Below are 16,790 nucleotides of genomic sequence, written 5' to 3' on the forward strand. Positions count from 1 at the left end.
GCGCCGGGGCGGACAACTGCCCCGGCAGCCCGAGCCTGTTGGCGACGGGCGGGTCACCCGACCTCGTCGATCCACTCGGCGTAGTCCTCACGGAAGGGGGTGAAGATGTCCAGGGCGACCGACCGCTCGATCGCGTGCACCTGGTGCTCGACGCCGCCCTTCACCACGAAGCTGTCGCCCGCGACGGCCTCGAACTCCTCGGCGCCGGCCCGCACCCGGATGTGGCCCGACACGAGATAGGCGAGCTGCTCGTGCGGGTGGCTGTGCAGCGGGAACACCGACCCCTGCTCCATCACATGCTCGACCAGCATGAGCTTGTCGTTGTACGAGAGCACGCGCCGCGTCAGGTTCGGGAACGCCTCCCGGCCCTTGACATCGGCCCCCTTCACGATGACGACGTCTGCGAATTCCTCGGTCTTACCGGCCGCGGTCATGGTCATCCCTCCTTGTCGGTTCGGGCCCGGGTCAGCCGCGCGTCTCGAACAGCGGCAGGGGCGTGACGTCGGCGTTCAGTGATCCGCTGTCCGCCGCTGTGGTCGGGAAGTGCGCGCGGTCGAAGACCTGGTGCAGGGACGAGGTGCAGCCCGGCGGGATCGCGACGGCCACTCCGCGCTCGTCCAGCTCGGACTTGGCGGCGATGAACCGGTAGCTCTCCTGCGGCTGCAGTTCGAGGACCGCCCAGGGGGCCTCCTTGGCACCCAGGTGGGTACGCCGGTGGTAGACCCGTCGTACGTCGGCGGAGTCGTTGCGCACCTGCACATGCAGGGCCCGGACGTCTCCGTACCAGTCGAAGGTCGCCGTGTCGAAGCTGCCCGAGGCCGGTAGCGCGGGAACCGTGGCCGGCCGTGTACTGCCCCCGGGAATGCGTCGGATGTTGGCGTCCGCACCGCACTTGGTGCACGTGCCGTCCGCGCTGACGGCGAGGATCTCCGCGTTCAGGCCGTACCGGGTGATCTGCAGTTCCTGGCAGTTGTGGCACCGGGTGCTGGTCGAGTCGGTGTCGTAGACGTTGCCGAGGTACACATGGCGCAGCCCCATCCCGAGCCCGACCTGGCGGGCGGCCTCCAGCCGGTCGACGGGGGTACGGATGGTGTCCGTCATCTTGTAGTCCGGGTGGAATCGGACGTAGTGCGTGGGAACTTCGGGACCGAGCCTGTCGAGTACGAACGCGCCGATGTCGTGGGCGGTCTTCTCGTTGTCGCTCAGGTCCGTGACCATGAGCGTCGAAACCTCGACGTGCTTTCCCGCGCGGTACACCTGCTCGGTGCCGTCCAGAACGGGTTCGAGCCAGCCCTTGGTGATTTTCCGGTAGTACTTGGGGTCGATCGATTTGATCGAGATGGAGAAGATGTCGATGACCGGGATGAGTTCGTCGATGGCCTTTTCGGAAATAAAGAAGGCCGACTTGTAGAGGTTGACGATTCCGGCCTCTTTGGCCAGGGCCGCTGTCTCCACAACGAACTCGTGCCAGACGACCGGGTCGTTGTACGTCCAGGAGATGACGCCTATGTCGTGCCGCTTGGCGATGTCGACGACCTCTTGTGGCGTGTAGTAGAAGACGTCTTTGTCCTCGACATAACGAGCCTGCGACGTCTTCCAGTTGTGGCAGTAGTCGCAGTTCAGCATGCACCCGATGTTGCCCATCGAGAGGATGCGGGCACCCGGCTCGTAATGGAAGACCGCCTCCGTTTCGATCGTCTCCTCCGTGGCGTGCACGGAGCGGCCGTAGTTCAGACTGACCAGGCGCCCGTCGCGGTTGGCCCGCACCATGCAGAAGCCATGCTGCCCCGGCCTGATACGGCAGTTTCGGGGGCTCAGATGGCAGCGGACCACGTCGTCGGGGAGGCGCTCCTCAAGGCGTGCCGGATAGCCGAATTCCTGCCATTTCTTGTCCGCCATCTCTGTCTACCTTCCGTCCTTGGCCGTTACGGGGAGAGCGCTGACGGCGGAGTGATCGGCACCCGTGGGTCCCGTTCCCGCGGCCCCGCCGGGGGTACCCAGGTCGGCGAAGAACTCACGGTTGACCTCCGCATAATGCGACCACTTCTCCGGGAGTTCAGCCTCCGGGAAAATAGCCTCGACCGGGCAGACCGGCTCGCAGGCATGGCAGTCGATGCATTCATCGGGATGGATGTACAGGGTGCGGTCACCTTCATAGATGCAGTCCACCGGACAAACATCCAGACAGGCCTTGTCCTTGATGTCCACGCACGGTTCCGCGATCACGTAAGTCAATCGAGTTCTCCCACGAGACGGAGGGATTGAATGTGCGAGATGAAGCGGCACGAAGCGGGACCGACGCTACAGCGAATAAATTCAGCAGGCAACAGAATCCGTACGGTCATTGGCGAGCGCCCGGACGGACGTCTCTGCCACACCCGTTGGATGGCGACTAGCATGACGATTTCCTGCTCCCACCGGCTTTCCTCGTCTCACCTCGGCGAATTGAAAGAAAGACAGAAGGGATTCGGACTTGCCTGTGAACAGCCGCACGCATTTCCACCGCCCGCCGCGTATCGCGGTGCTGCAGCACGCGGGCTGGGAGAAGCCCGGCACGTTCGGCCGGCTGCTGGCCGAACGCGGCGCGACGCTGGTCCCGGTCCGGGTCGACGAAGGGGCCCTGCCGCCCCCACCGTCCTCGGTCCACGGCATCCTGGCGATGGGCGGGCCCATGAGCGTCAACGATCCACTGCCCTGGCTCGCACCGGAGAAGGACTACATCCGCACCGCCGTACGACTCGGCGTCCCGTTCTTCGGAGTGTGTCTCGGGGCCCAGCTGCTCGCCGCCGCCTGCGGTGCCACCGTCCGGCCGGCCGATCCGCACTACGGCATGCACCAAGTGCGCCTGGAGCCAGGGGCCTTCGACGACCCCCTGTTCGGCGGGCTGTCACGGAACCTGCCGGTGTTCCAGTGGCACGGCGAGAACTTCGACCGCCCGGCCGGGGCCACCGCCCTGGCCGGATCACCCGGATGCCCCTACGAGGCCATCCGAGTCGGGGCGTCCGCCTACGGGGTGCAGTTCCATCTGGAGCTCGACCCGCGGCTTCTCGCGGAATGGCTGGCCATCCCCGGCTGCGCGTCCGAGCTGATCGACCGGTGCGGGGCGGACGCGCCGCACCGGATGACCGAGGATCTGCTCAAGACGGCGGTGCGCATGGAGCGGTACGCGCGGCGGATCTTCGGCGGCTGGGCCGACCTCGTGGCCCAGCGCGCCGAGTCCCGCAGCGGGCGCTTCAACAGCGCCCGCCTTTCCGCTGTTCCAGGAGTGCGGACAACCGGTGGTAGTCCTCTGCGCACTTGAGGGCAAGCTGCGCGATCCTGCTCAGGCAGTGTTCGGGCAGGACTTCGGCGATGTGGTGCAACTGGTCGGCCGCCGCCACGTGCGCGTCCATCGCGCGCAGTACCAGGCGGCCGGCTTCGCTGTATCTCAGGGACGGGTCGGTGCGCAGGCGTTGGAGATTCGCCTTCCAGTCCGTATCGATGCGGGCGAAAGGTTTCGTCGGCACCACCTCCGGCGCCGATGGGGACACCACGTCGTTCGCCGCGGCAGGCACGATCTGGGTTGCGGTCGACGCGAAACCGTTCCGCTGATGCCGGTGTACGCCCGTTTCCCGGTGCGCGGGTGCCGCTTCGGCGCTGGGCTCCCCCACGGGCAAGGGAGAGGCCGCCCGCTCGTCCCGGCCGGAGCGCACCACCGACCGGACCCGGCCGTCGCGCCCCACCCGGGCCGCCAACTGGGGAATTTCCCCACTCGACCTGCGGATCGCACCGACCGTCTTGTGCGCGAGGCCGACCTTGGCCGCCACCGCGCGATCGGACAGGTCCGGGCGTGCCGTGACGATACGCAGTGCGGCCGCTTTGCGGTCGGCCAGTGTCAAAGGCAGGCCGTGTTTTGTATTCGTCTCGACAGCGAGGATGAAAGCCTCCTCCTCGCTGCCCTCGAAAAACCGCGCACGCACCGTACGTTCACCCCGGATCCTGGCAGCCTCCAGCCGATGCATACCGTCGATCACACGCATGGTGGGCCAATGCAGAAGGATGGGCGGTAATTCTGCGTCGGTTCCCGCAAGGAGTTGCGCATGGGTGCTGTCACTGCCCGCACTGCGCGGTGAATCAGCGGGGAGTATCACTGGGATCGGAACGTCGGTGGTCTCATGACCAGGAGGGAGCGAGAATGGACACGTCTCGGACGGATGGGGCATCTCAGGCGCGTGGACGCTACAGCCTTCAGGGTCTTTCATGGAATCCCCCTACTACTGCGGGTCCGAAGCACCGACCCGCCCCGCGATTTTCAGATCATGAAGAGTTCCCAAAGAGCTGTGCGCGTCAGGCGAGAAAGAGACGCGCAGCGAGGAAGAGGATGACGCCATTACCGATGAGCGCCGTCCACAGCCGCCCCTTCTCACTGGTGAGCACCCTGCTCACCAGGGCCCCTCCGATCGCGAGAACAGCCTGCCAACTTGCGGAGGCAGCGAATGCCGCAGCCACGAAGACCACGCTGTCCCAGGACGTCCACGCATCATTGCGCAGGCCGAGGACAAGGGCGGAGAAATAGATGATGGTCAGCGGGTTGAGGATGGTGAGCCCGAGTAGCTGGAGATAAGCACGCCCCGGCTTCTTCACTTTTACGGTCTGCGCATTTCCAGAATCTCGGGAACGCCGGATCGCCCCGGAAATACCTTTTGCCGCGATGGCCAGGAGAACCACGGCCGCGGTCCACCTCATCGGTTCTGCGACCGGCTTCAGGATATTGGCAAGAGCTACGCCGGACAACGCCGCAACAAGGGCATAAAGTCCGTCTGCGGTCGCAGTTCCCATCGCTCCGGCTAATCCGACACGCAGGGAGGTCTGAGCCGAAAGCGTAATGATCAGCACAGTGATCGCTCCGACCGGCATAGCAATTCCGTATCCAGCAAGAACGCCGGCAATCAGAGTTTCACCCACACATACCCCCCGCAACAAACCCCATTGGCCAGAAGTCACAGTACCCGCGACCGCCCCGACCGGGCGCACGCGTAACTCACTATTTACACGCGTCATCCGCGGCACCCGCCATGCGTAGATACGCGAATCACCGGAACAGCCCGACATACGAATCGGGGTGCCGACTGTCAATGCCGACGGCCATGGATCCATTAAATTGGCTGAAACTGTGCCGCCCCGAAGCACATCACATCCCTCTGTCCGGCACCTTCAGAAGCCAACAGTGTTTGTGGTCGGAGGACGACGGCCTCTGGTAGCTCGACAAGGAGATCCGCAGACTGCGGTATGCAGTGCTGTGCCCGTATGCCGCTCGTCGTCCGGCACGATTCCAGGCCATGCGCCATGGGGTCCAGGGCGTCGAGAGCACCGAGCCTGAAGAGCTGATCTCGCTCTGACATGGGCCGACGCTCCCGCATGCACCGACGGCGGCCGCTCCCTCGATGCCCTTGCCGGATCGTCTACTGCGTGCGCTCACGGCCAATCATCGCCAGGACCCGAGCCGGGCGTGAGATCTGTCCGGACCGGACAGTCCGAGACGCCTTTCATCCCATCGAAGACCGCTGGATTTCATCCATCACCCCAGCGGCGGCAAGACTCCCCTGACGGAATGTCACGCACGGCTGTCCACCGGAACCCTTTGCGCCAGCAAAATCCATCCCCACGAGCAAGGAAACGACCAGGTCAGAGCGTTAGATCGTCGAGCTCGTCAGAGAACCCAAACCTCCGACCCGCGCATTACGATGCACAGACAGGCAGTGCCCGTTTTGCCGAAATTCCAAGGTCACCCGAACCAAGAAACCCCAGGTCAAAGGCCTGACCTGGGGTTCACCGTGGAGCCGCCTTCGGGATTCGAACCCGAGACCTACGCATTACGAGCCCGACAGGGGTCATGCCGGGTTGTGCTGCGCGGTCGCACCATCTCCCGTTTTCCCAGATCAGAGCGCCTGTCGCGGTCCCGCTCTTCCCACAGGGTGTTGCACCGTCCAAAGGCGTCCGCACTCCCCTCGCGCTCCCCCATACTCTGAGGAGGCGCCATATCCGTCCAGACAGCCCGCTGCTGTCACCATGCTGGCACAGCTTGTGGAGATCGAACAGTCCGGATGGCACCCGGCGGGCGCGGGCACCTCACGCACCATGTACGCACGAGCGAGCACCGCAGCACGCACAGCAGCGGCAGTGCCCCGAGCAGGAGCGACGCTCACGCTCGTGCCGTGTCACGGTGGTCGGCTCCTCGGCTTCGGCAGGCTCCGGCACGCCGATGTGCAGCAGCTGGAGCAAGTCGGCAGTGATCACCGGGTAGGCCTTGCCCAAGCGGAGGACCGTGCACGCATGCCCATGGCCGCACCCCACAGCGCGAGCCGACCACCGCGAGAGCCACCGTGTTGGTGAACACAGGCGCCAGAACAGCTGCGCCCCAGCAGCGCGGCAAGGATCCGGGCACCAGCCCGAGAATCACCCACGCCGCCAAATCAGAGGGCCCGTCGGGAACACCGCCCCCCATGCCCTGCATACCCACCGCATCGGCGCGAACAGCACCCGCTCGGTCAAGCTATCGACCGGCGGGTGAGCACGACCAACTCGACCGCGTCCCGCTTGAGCCCGTCTTGGGCCGTCGCCGAGACACCCGGTCCCCACCTCTGTGCCGGGCCGACTCCGCCCGGAGCCGCCTGTGACGAAGGAGGAGGTCATCGGGACGTACCCTCGAATGAACTGACCGGAAGCACGTTGCTCTTGACCCAGTCGACGATCTCACCCATCGAGGTGCCCGGGGTGAACACGGCGGCGGTCCCCAGGTCCCGGAGAGCAGGAATGTCGGTTTCGGGAATGATGCCCCCGCCGAACACCGTGATGTCCATGGCGTCCGCATCCCGCAGCTCGGCCAGCACGTGCGCGAACAGCGTCATGTGGGCACCCGACAAAACAGACAAGCCGATGCCATGCGCGTCCTCCTGCAGCGCGGTGCTGACGATCTGCCGGGGGGTCTGGTGGAGCCCCGTATAGATGACTTCGAGGCCTGCATCCCGAAGTGCTCGCGCGATCACCTTGGCACCCCGATCATGGCCATCCAGACCCGGCTTCGCGATCACGATGCGGATGGGCTCTTCTGCGCTCATCGTTTCCTTTCCCCTCCGTTTCAGAACACGTCGGACGGCGCATAAGTGCCCCAGACCTCGCGCAGGGCGTTGCAGACCTCGCCGACAGTGGCGCGGGCGCGCAGGGCGTCCTTCATGGGATAGAGAACGTTGTCCGTGCTGGCAGCGGCCTTTCTCAGACCCTCCAGAGTGTCGTCCACCTCTGTCTGCACACGCCATGCGCGGAGTTTGGCAAGGCGTTCCGCTTGCCGGGCCTCGATGGCCGGGTCGACGCGGAGCGGCTCGTAGGGCTCCTCCTCGTCCAGCTGGAAGCGGTTGACGCCGACCACGACCCGCTCGCCGGAGTCGGTCTCCTGGGCGATGCGGTAGGCGCTGCGCTCGATCTCGGACTTCTGGAAGCCGTGCTCGATCGCGTTGACCGCGCCGCCCATCTCCTCCACCTTGGCCATCAGCTCGACGGCGGCCGCCTCCACGTCGTCCGTCATCTTCTCGACGACGTAACTGCCCGCGAAGGGGTCGACGGTCGCCGTCACGTCGGTCTCGTAGGCCAGCACCTGCTGGGTACGCAGGGCGAGGCGGGCGCTCTTGTCCGTGGGGAGTGCGATCGCCTCGTCGAAGGAGTTCGTGTGCAGCGACTGCGTGCCGCCGAGGACCGCGCCGAGGCCCTGGACGGCGACCCGGACCAGGTTCACCTCCGGCTGCTGGGCCGTCAGCTGGACCCCCGCCGTCTGCGTGTGGAAGCGCAGCATCAGTGACTTCGGGTTCTTCGCGCCGAACTCCTCCTTCATCACGCGGGCCCAGATACGCCTGGCCGCACGGAACTTGGCGACCTCTTCGAGGATCGTCGTACGGGCCACGAAGAAGAAGGAGAGACGCGGTGCGAAGTCGTCGACGTCCATACCGGCGGCGACCGCCGTACGGACGTACTCGATGCCGTCGGCCAGCGTGAAGGCGATCTCCTGAGCGGGCGAGGCACCCGCCTCCGCCATGTGGTAGCCGGAGATCGAGATCGTGTTCCACTTCGGGATCTCGGCCCTGCAGTACTTGAAGATGTCGGCGATCAGCCGGAGGGAGGGCTTCGGCGGGAAGATGTACGTGCCCCGCGCGATGTACTCCTTCAGCACGTCGTTCTGGATCGTGCCGGTCAGCTTGTCGGCGCTCACGCCCTGCTCCTCCGCCACCAGTTGGTAGAGGAGCAGCAGCAGGGCCGCCGGGGCGTTGATCGTCATCGACGTCGAGACCTTGTCCAGCGGGATCCCGCCGAACAGCACCCGCATGTCGTCGACCGAGTCGATGGCGACACCGACCTTGCCGACCTCGCCGTGCGCGATCGCGGCGTCGGAGTCGTGGCCCATCTGGGTGGGCAGGTCGAAGGCGACCGACAGACCCATCGTGCCGTTGGCGATGAGCTGCTTGTAGCGGGCGTTGGACTCCGTCGCCGTGCCGAAACCGGCGTACTGGCGCATCGTCCAGGGGCGGCCCGTGTACATCGACGGGTAGACACCGCGGGTGAAGGGGAACTTGCCCGGTTCACCCAGCTTCTCCGCCGGGTCCCAGCCCTCCAGAGCCTCAGGCCCGTAGACCGGTTCGATCGGCAGTCCGGACTCCGACGTCCGTCGTGAGGTCATGATGTTCCGTCTTCCCTCGTCAGTGGCGGACGCTGCTGGCGTCGGCCGTCGGCGGGTCAACAGCGAGGTGGCGGCGCTGCCAGGGGTAGGTGGGCAGCTCCACGACTCTGCGCGGCAGCGACTGGTACGGGCTCGGGGTGCTGTCGTCCCCGCCCTCCGTCACCGTCACCACGCCGATTTCGGCGCCGTCGGCGAGTGCGCGCAGTGCGGTGAGCGCCGTCGATCGGTCGGCGGCGGCGACCAGGGCCCGGTGCGGGTGGCGGGCCCGCCCCTCGGTGGCGGTGTAGGCGAAGGCCGCGTAGTCGGCGTCTTCCGTGGCGGCGAGGTGTGCGTGGTAGCGGTGGGCCAGTTCGCGCAGCGCCTGCGGGGTCTTCGCCGAGAGTTCGAACCCGCCGACGGGGACGTCCAGTTGGGGGTCCCCGGTGTTGGCATCGGGGGCGCGCAGGATCACCTGTGCGTTGGTGCCGCTGAGGCCGAAGGAGTTGACGGCCGCGTGGTCGCCGCTCGTTCCGATTTCCCAGCGCTCCAGTGCGGTGGGCATGGTGATACCGGTGCCGGAGATGTCGATGCGCGGGTTGAGGGTGCGGTAGTGCACGAGTTCTGGCACGAGGCGGTGCTTCAGGCTCAGGATCGCCTTGATCAGACCCGCGACGCCGGCTGCGGCCTCCAGGTGGCCGAGGTTCGCCTTGGCCGAGCCGACCCATAGCTTCGCCCCCCGGGCCGGTCGCCCAAGTACTTCGGTGACGGCCTCCATCTCGATCGGGTCGCCGAGGGCGGTGCCGGTGCCGTGGGTCTCCAGCAGGCCTATGTCGGCCGCCTCCAGCCCTGCGTCGTCGAGAGCCGCCTTGATCAGCTCGGCCTGGGCGAGCACGTTGGGCGCGCTGATGCTGGTGGAGCGGCCGTCATGGTTGACGGCGGACCCCTGGATCACCGCGTGGATGCGATCGCCGTCCCTGACTGCGTCGTCGAGCCGCTTCAGGACGACGATCCCGCACCCTTCCGAGCGGGTGAAGCCGTTTGCGCGGGCGTCGAAGGGCTTGCACAGGCCATCGGGCGCGAGCAGGCCGGACTGGGACATCAGTCGGGTCATGTAGGGGGAGACGATGAGGTTGACCCCGCCCGCGAGGGCCACCTCGCACTCGCCCCTGGCCAGCGCCTGGCGTGCCAGGTGCACGGTGACCAGAGACGACGAGCAGGCGGTGTCCACGGACATCGCGGGGCCGCGCAGGCCGAGGGTGTAGGAGACGCGGCCGGCCGCGAAGCACGGCATATTGCCGAGGATCCAGCTGAACTCGGGGTCTTCGTCGCGCCATTGGTCGTAGTCGTGGTTGGTGAGGCCCGCGTACAGGCCGACCTTGGCCGTCGAAAGGCGGTCCGGGGGCAGCGCGGCGTCCTCCATGGCCTCCCAGGCCACTTCGAGCAGCAGCCGGTGCTGCGGGTCGAGGCTGCGGGCCTCGTGGCTGCGGATGCCGAAGAACTCCGCGTCGAAACCCATGACGTCGTCGAGGAAGCCGCCGCGGTGCGGCAGGTCGGCCCACTGGGCCGCGAAGGGCTTCTTCCGTTCCTCGGACAGCGGGCGCACCAGGTCCCGGCCCTCGCTCAGCGCCGCCCAGTAGGCGTCGAGTCCGGTGATGCCGCCCGGCAGGCGCAGTCCGATGCCGACGACGGCGACCGGGCCGTTGCCGCGCTGCGCCGCGAGTTCCGCCTTCAGGCGCTTTATCGTCTCCATTGCCCGGGTCAGAGGTGTGGTCCCCTTCGCCGGTGCGGGTCCGAGCGAGGCGGACCCGCCGACCATGTCCTGCATGCTCACTCCGTTCCCGTTGCGGCGAGCTCCGCGGCCTGCGCGAGACGCTCGGACAGTGCCACCGAGAGGGCCCGTACGTTTCCGTAGGTCCACAGCAGGGTCGGCGACAACTTCAGTGCGAACACGCCTTCCAGGCGGTTGCGGAACTCAAGACTGAGCAGGGAGTCGAGTCCCAGTTCCTTGAACGGTGCCTCGCGCTCCACGGCCGCGGTCTCCAGGCGCAGCACGCGGCCCGCGAGCTCGCGCACCTGTGCCTCGATCAGTGGCAGACGCTCCCCGTCGGGGACAGCGAGCAGCTCCACGAGGAACTGACCCGCGCCGGCTGTGCGCCGTGTGGCGCCCGGCCCTTCGGCGAGCAGGGTGCTCCAGCTCGCCTTCGAAGCCGTGTCCGGGTAGGAGTCGAGCCACTGGCGTACATCGAGTCGTACGTACGACACCACCTGGTGACCTGTGTCCAGGTACTGGACGAGGGCGGGCCATGCCTCGTCGGTGGTGAGGCCGCCCATGCCGCGCTCCGCGAGCCGCGAGCCTCGCGCGTCCTCGCGGGCGGCCAGGCCCACATCGGAGAACGGCCCCCACTGCACGCTCAGGGCCGGCAGGCCACGACGCCTGCGCTGTGCCGCCAGGGCGTCGAGGTAGGCGTTGCCCGCGCTGTACGCGGCCTGGCCGGCGAGACCGACCAGCGAGGCCACCGAGGAGAACAGCACGAAGAAATCCAGCGGATCCTGTGCGGTCGCGGCGTCGAGGTGGCGGGCGCCGTCGACCTTGGGGGCAAGGACGCGTGCGAGCTGTCCTGCTTCGAGGGTGCGGACTGTCGCGTCGTCGAGGAGCCCGGCCGCGTGCACGACGCCGCGCAGCGCGGGCAGTTCGGCTCGTATCTGCGCAAGGGTCCGGTGCACGGCCTCGGCGTCGGTGACGTCGACGCGATGCGTGTCGACGCGGACTCCGTTTTCGCGGAGGTCCTCGATGCGCGCCAGGGCTTCGGCGTCGGGCGCCGAACGTCCCAGCAGGACCAGTGCCCCGGCGCCCCGGTCGGCCATGAACTCGGCGAGGGACAGGCCCAGGCCGCCGAGACCGCCGGTGATCAGATAGGTCGCGTCGGCCCGCAGGCGGCCCTGCCGCATCGGCTGCGGCGCCACCGCCACGGGGACGTCCGGGTCCACGGCGAGGACGAACTTGCCGATGTGGCTGCCCTGCGACATGGCCCGCATCGCCTCCGCGGCCTGCGCCATCGGGTAGCGCACGACGGGCAGCGGGGTGACGTCGCCGGCCGACACGACGCTCCAGACGTCCCGCAGGAGACGGGCGAAGCGTTCGGGCCGGCGGTCCATCATCGCGGCGATGTCGACGGAGGCGAGGCTGATGCCCTTCTTGAAGGCGGCCAGGCTGACGCGGTGTTCGGAGTAGATGTCACGCTTGCCCACCTCGACGAAGCGGCCGCCTTCGGCCAGCAGGTCGAGTCCGAGCGGGATCGCCGCTCCTGCAAGGGAGTTGAGGAGGACGTCGACGCCCTTGCCGTCCGTCGCGGCGCGCACCTCCTGGGCCCAGTCGAGTCGGCGTGAGTCGAAGACATGGCGGATGCCCAGCTCCTTCAGGTGGGCACGCTTGTCCGCGGTGCCCGCCGTCGCGATGACCTCGGCGCCGGCCAGTCGGGCGATCTGCACGGCGGCGAGGCCGAGGCCGCCGGCCGCGGAGTGGATCAGCACGGTCTCGCCCGCCTGCAGCCGGGCCACGTCCTGCAACGCGTACCAGGCCGTCGCCATGGCGATGGGCAGACTGACTGCTTCCTCGTCGCTCCAGTTGGACGGCACCGGCTGCACGTGGTCGGCCCGCACGGTGATGTGCGAGGCGTGCGCGGGAAGGGCGCAGGTGATCACGCGTCGCCCCACCGTGAGGTCGGTGACTCCCTCGCCGACGCGGGTGACGACGCCGGCGCACTCGATGCCGAGCAGGTCCGCTCCGCGCGGGTCCGGGAAGGTGCCAAGGGCCTTCATGACGTCGAGGAAGTTCAGCGCGGAGGCCGTCACTTCGATCTCCAACTCCCCGGCGGCGGGCGCGCGCCGGACCAGCGGCCGGAACATCAGCCCCTCCCACACTCCGGGGCGCTCCGGGGCCAGGTGGTAGGCCGGGTCGGGGCGCGTCCACGCGGGCAGGACGGGGGACGGCTCGGGCTCGCCGTGCGTGAGGCGGCCTGCGAAGCGGCGGCCGGCGCGCAGCGCGACCTGGTCCTCCGCATCGTCCGCGGTGAGCAGTTCGGCGACGCAGTCCTGCTGCCAGCCGGGGTCGGTGCGTACCACGTCGAGCAGCAGGGAGCGCAGCTCGGGATGCTCCTGGCGCAGCACCCTGCCGAAGCCCCAGTACAGTGCGGCGCCCGCGTCGATCGCGGCGGCGTCCGTCACCGGCTGGGCGCCCGACGTCACCACGACGAGCCGCGGCGGCACCGGCCGGGCGGCGCACACCCGGACCAGTTCGGTGAGCGCGAGCAGGCCACGGCGCTGTGCGGCGAGGTCGTCGCCGGGCGCGAGGAATGCGACGCCCGCCAGCTCGCCGGCACCACGCAGTCGCGCGTACGGCTCGCCGCCGGTCTCCTCGCTGTCGATCAGCAGTGGCTCGGGGGCGCCTGCGGCGATCAGTGCCCCGCTCAGCTCGGGCGCCGCGTCGTCGGCTGCGCCCAGGACGACCGCCCAGGTGCCGGGCGAGGGATCCATCGCGCCCCATGGCTGCTCGACGAAGTCGAGACCGTAGGTGTGCGCGCCGATCTCGTCGGGGCCGCCGGCGGTGACGGCGAGTGCCTCCATCACCAGGCCCTTCATGGTCAGCAGGGGGCGGCGCGCGCTGTCGTACAGGTGGAGGTCGACTTCGCCGTCCTCGCGCAACAGCGCGTGTGACCACACCTCGGTGACTGGTTCGGCGGGCTCCTGGAGCAGCTCGACCCGGCGCACCGACCTGGGTACCACGGTGCTGTCCTGCGGGTACAGGGCGAGGGAGACCTGCAGGGCCGCGTCCCACAGAGCGGGGTGCAGGCCGTGCGAGCGGGCGGCGGCGCGGCACCGCTCCGGCAGCAGCACGTCGCCCAGTGCCTCGCGCCCGTCGACGCGCAGCGAGCGCAGTCCTTGGAACGCCGGGCCGTAGCGGAGGCCGCGTGCGGCCTGGGCGGCGTAGAATTCCTCGACACCGACCGGTTGCCCGCCGGCCAGCCGCTCGGGGAAGTCGGGGGCGTGGTGCCCGGCAGCGGGCGGCGCGGTGTAGAACACGCGCGACCTCGCGTGGGTCGCCCAGCTCGTCGCGCCCTCGGCGAGCGACAGCAGGGTGTACGTGCCGCCGTCCTTGACGTCCTCCTGCCAGCGCACGGAGAGCCGGTGCGGCTCGTCGCCGAGGGTGAGGTCCTGGCGGAAGTCCACGTCGGACAGGACGCGTGGCGTCGCCCCTGTACGGGCGCGGGCCGTGTCGAAGGCGAGCGCCGTCATCGCCGTGGCGGGCAGCACCACCGCCTCGTACACCTGGTGGTCCTTGAGCCAGGGCGTGTCGTCGCGGCCCAGCTCCCAGCCGCCTTCCCAGCTGTCCTGCTCGGCCACCGACGGCGTGAGGGTGAAAGCCATCTCGCCGTTCGGGGTGCCGCGTCGGCGGCCCTGCTCCACCCAGTACGGGCGCCGCTGCCAGGGGTAGCCCGGCACTGGTTCCCAGGAGTGCCGGGGCAGGTTGCCGAACGGCTCGAGCCCGGCGACGTACGCCCTGGACAGTGCCGTCCTGAGGTCGTGGACGGTGCCGTTGTGGCGGCGCAGGGTGGGCAGCACGCGCGCGGGGTCGCCCTGCGACTGCGCGAGCTCCTCCACGGCGGGGACCAGGACGGGGTGGCCGGAGACCTCGATGACATGGGTGACCCCGTCGGCGAAGAGCGCCTGCATGGCGTCCGCGAACACCACGGGCTGCCGCAGGTTGTCCACCCAGTAGGAGGCGTTCATCTCGGGCCCCTCCAGGACGGCGGCCCGCACCGTGGACATCAGCGGGACGGAGCCGGCCCGCGGCTCGACCGTGCCGAGGGCGGCGAGGAGGTCGTCCTCCAGCTCGTCCATCTGCGGGCTGTGCGAGGCGTAGTCGACGTTGACGAGACGGCAGTAGACGTCGTCCGCCTCGAGGAGTTCCTTCAGAACGAGGACGGACTCCTTCTCGCCCGACAGGACGCAGGAACGCGGGCCGTTGTTGACGGCCAGGGAGACCGACTCCTCGAAGCCCTCCAGGGCCGCCCTCGCACCCTGGACGTCCAGGTCGACCGCGAGCATCAGACCCCGGCCGGAGGTACGGCGGGCCAGTGCGCTGCGCCTCGCCACGATCATCGCGGCGTCCGGGTAGGAGAGGATGCCGGCCACCGTGGCGGCGCCGACCTCGCCCTGGCTGTGGCCGACGACCACATCGGGCTCCACGCCCGAGGCCCGCCACACCTCGGCGAGGCCCACGGACACCGCCCACAGCGTCGGCTGGAGCATGTCGACGCGGTCGAGCCAGGTGTCACCCGCCTCGCCGGAGACGATGCCGATCAGGTCCCAGTCGACGTAGGGGGCGAGCGCGTCGGCGCAGCGGTTGACGGTCGCGGCGAACACCGCGTCCCGGGCGAACAGCTCGCGCGCCATGCCCGCCCACTGCGTGCCCTGGCCGGGGAAGACGAAGGCCGTGCGACCGGCCTTGCGGGCGCGCCCGGTGACCAGGCCGGGTATCTCCTCCTCGGGCTGCTCGGCGAAGCGGGCGAGAAGTTCGGCGGCCTGCTGCGCGTCGTCGGCGACGAGCGCGACCCGGTCGGCGAAGTGGTCGCGCCGCCGGGCGAGCGTGCCCGCGACCCCGTGCGGGTCGCCCGCGCCGGGGAGCGCCGCCCCCACCTCGCGGGCCCGCTGGGTCAGGGCCTGCCGTCCCTGCGCGGACAGGAACACGCTCAGCGTGTCCCGCTGCGCGGGCTCCTCGGCGGTCGTCTGCAGGGCGGGCGGCGTCCGCAGGATGACATGGGCGTTGGTGCCGCCCCACCCGAAGGAGCTGACGCCCATGTAGTACTCGGTGTCCTGCGGCAGCGGCAGCGGCTCTCGTACGACGGTGACGTTGAGGTCCTCGAAGTCGATCGCCGGGTTGAGGGTCTCGGAGTGCAGGCTCGGCGGCACCACCCCGTGCTTCATCGACAGCAGCGCCTTGACGACCCCTGCGAGTCCCGCGGTGGCCTCCAGGTGGCCGACGTTCGACTTGACCGACCCGATCGGCAGGGGGCCGCTGCCGGGCCGGCGGGCCCGGCCGAGGACACGGCCGATGGCGGAGGCCTCGACCGGGTCCCCGCGGCCCGTGCCGGTGCCGTGCGCCTCGATGTAGGCGATCTCGTCGACGGGCACGGCCGCGCTCGCGTAGCCCTGCCGCAGCAGGTCCTCCTGGCCGGCCGGGTCCGGGGTCACCAGGCTCTCGCCGCCGCCGTCGTTGTTCACCACGGAGTGCGCGATGACGCCGTGGATGCGGTCGCCGTCCCGCAGCGCACGCTCCAGCGTCTTCACACAGAGGGCAGCGATGCCCTCGCCGCGCACATATCCGTCGGCCGACACGGAGAACGCCTGGCAGCGCCCGATGTCGGACAGACCGCCGAAGTGGGTCAGCCCCACGGTGAGGTCGGGGGTGAGCATCAGGTTGGTGCCGCCGACGATCGCCGCGTCGATCTCGCCCGCCAACAGGGCTTGCGCCGCGAGGTGCAGGGCCACCAGGGACGCCGAGCAGCCCGTCTCGACGGTGAGGCTGGGGCCGCGCAGGCCCAGGAAGTAGGAGAGGCGGGTGGCGATCATGTCGTTGGCGTTGCCGAAGGCGCTGTGCTGCGTGGCCGGGGCTCCGCGGTCCTTGCGCAGCACTTCGTAGTCGTGCCAGAGCGCGCCGACGTACACCCCGGTGCGGGAGCCGGCGAGGTCCGCGGCCCGGATGCCCGCGTCCTCCAGGGCACGCCAGCCGATCTCCAGCATCAGCCGCTGCTGGGGGTCGATGCTCGCGGCCTCGCGCGGGGAGATGCCGAAGAAGGTGGGATCGAAGTCCTGTACCCCGTCGATGAATCCGCCCACGGACTGCACGGGCAGCTCGGGGTCGAGTGGCACGGAGGTGTCCCACCGGTCCTCGGGCACGGGCCGGATGGCGTCGCCGCGCTCCATGAGGAGCTTCCAGAAACTGTCCAGGTCGGGGGCGGAAGGAAAGCGTCCCGCCATGCCGACCACGGCGAGAGGCAGGTGTGGTGCGTCGGTCACGGAAGTCTCCCGTAGATCATGGGGGTTGCGG

General features: G+C 69.0%; 10 protein-coding genes. 1 reads left to right on the forward strand and 9 read right to left on the reverse strand.

Features of this window, described 5'->3' with window-relative positions; genetic code table 11:
- Positions 1-53: 53 nt before the first annotated feature.
- From LJ657_RS35965 to fdxA, 3 genes are read right to left on the reverse strand one after another with little or no spacing between them, the layout of a single operon-like run.
- Complete coding sequence (locus LJ657_RS35965; protein ID WP_232653112.1) at positions 54-434, reverse strand: cupin domain-containing protein; 381 nt, start codon at positions 432-434, stop codon at positions 54-56.
- 31 nt (positions 435-465) lie between these two features.
- Positions 466-1,899 (reverse strand): AmmeMemoRadiSam system radical SAM enzyme, encoded by a 1,434-nt coding sequence (gene amrS, locus LJ657_RS35970; RefSeq protein WP_232653113.1) that lies wholly within the window; start codon positions 1,897-1,899, stop codon positions 466-468.
- A gap of 6 nt (positions 1,900-1,905) precedes the next feature.
- Positions 1,906-2,235, reverse strand: a complete 330-nt coding sequence (gene fdxA, locus LJ657_RS35975; RefSeq protein ID WP_232653114.1) for a ferredoxin — start codon at positions 2,233-2,235, stop codon at positions 1,906-1,908.
- A gap of 244 nt (positions 2,236-2,479) precedes the next feature.
- On the opposite strand from fdxA, the gene LJ657_RS35980 reads away from it, so the two are divergent.
- On the forward strand, positions 2,480-3,301 hold the full coding sequence (locus LJ657_RS35980) for a type 1 glutamine amidotransferase (protein ID WP_232653156.1): 822 nt from the start codon (positions 2,480-2,482) through the stop codon (positions 3,299-3,301).
- Here LJ657_RS35980 and LJ657_RS35985 read toward each other — a convergent pair.
- The 6 genes from LJ657_RS35985 to LJ657_RS36010 form a co-directional block, all read right to left on the reverse strand.
- Positions 3,234-4,019 (reverse strand): ParB/RepB/Spo0J family partition protein, encoded by a 786-nt coding sequence (locus LJ657_RS35985; protein WP_232653115.1) that lies wholly within the window; start codon positions 4,017-4,019, stop codon positions 3,234-3,236. The two genes, LJ657_RS35980 and LJ657_RS35985, sit on opposite strands and share 68 nt — an antisense overlap.
- Before the next feature lie 307 nt (positions 4,020-4,326).
- Positions 4,327-4,944: a LysE family translocator gene (locus LJ657_RS35990; protein WP_232653116.1), complete on the reverse strand. Its 618-nt coding sequence runs from the start codon at positions 4,942-4,944 to the stop codon at positions 4,327-4,329.
- A gap of 1,724 nt (positions 4,945-6,668) precedes the next feature.
- Complete coding sequence (gene icmB, locus LJ657_RS35995; protein ID WP_232653117.1) at positions 6,669-7,097, reverse strand: coenzyme B12-dependent isobutyryl CoA mutase small subunit; 429 nt, start codon at positions 7,095-7,097, stop codon at positions 6,669-6,671.
- A gap of 20 nt (positions 7,098-7,117) precedes the next feature.
- Positions 7,118-8,704, reverse strand: a complete 1,587-nt coding sequence (locus LJ657_RS36000; RefSeq protein ID WP_232653118.1) for an acyl-CoA mutase large subunit family protein — start codon at positions 8,702-8,704, stop codon at positions 7,118-7,120.
- Between the two features lie 19 nt (positions 8,705-8,723).
- The gene (locus tag LJ657_RS36005) at positions 8,724-10,433 is read right to left on the reverse strand and encodes a type I polyketide synthase (RefSeq protein ID WP_232653119.1); all 1,710 of its coding nucleotides are present in this window, start codon (positions 10,431-10,433) and stop codon (positions 8,724-8,726) included.
- Between the two features lie 77 nt (positions 10,434-10,510).
- Positions 10,511-16,759, reverse strand: coding sequence for a type I polyketide synthase (locus LJ657_RS36010; protein ID WP_232653120.1), 6,249 nt, complete (start codon positions 16,757-16,759; stop codon positions 10,511-10,513).
- Positions 16,760-16,790: the final 31 nt, after the last annotated feature.

The sequence above is a fragment of the Streptomyces guryensis genome (assembly GCF_021261325.1).
Lineage (GTDB): Bacteria > Actinomycetota > Actinomycetes > Streptomycetales > Streptomycetaceae > Streptomyces > Streptomyces guryensis.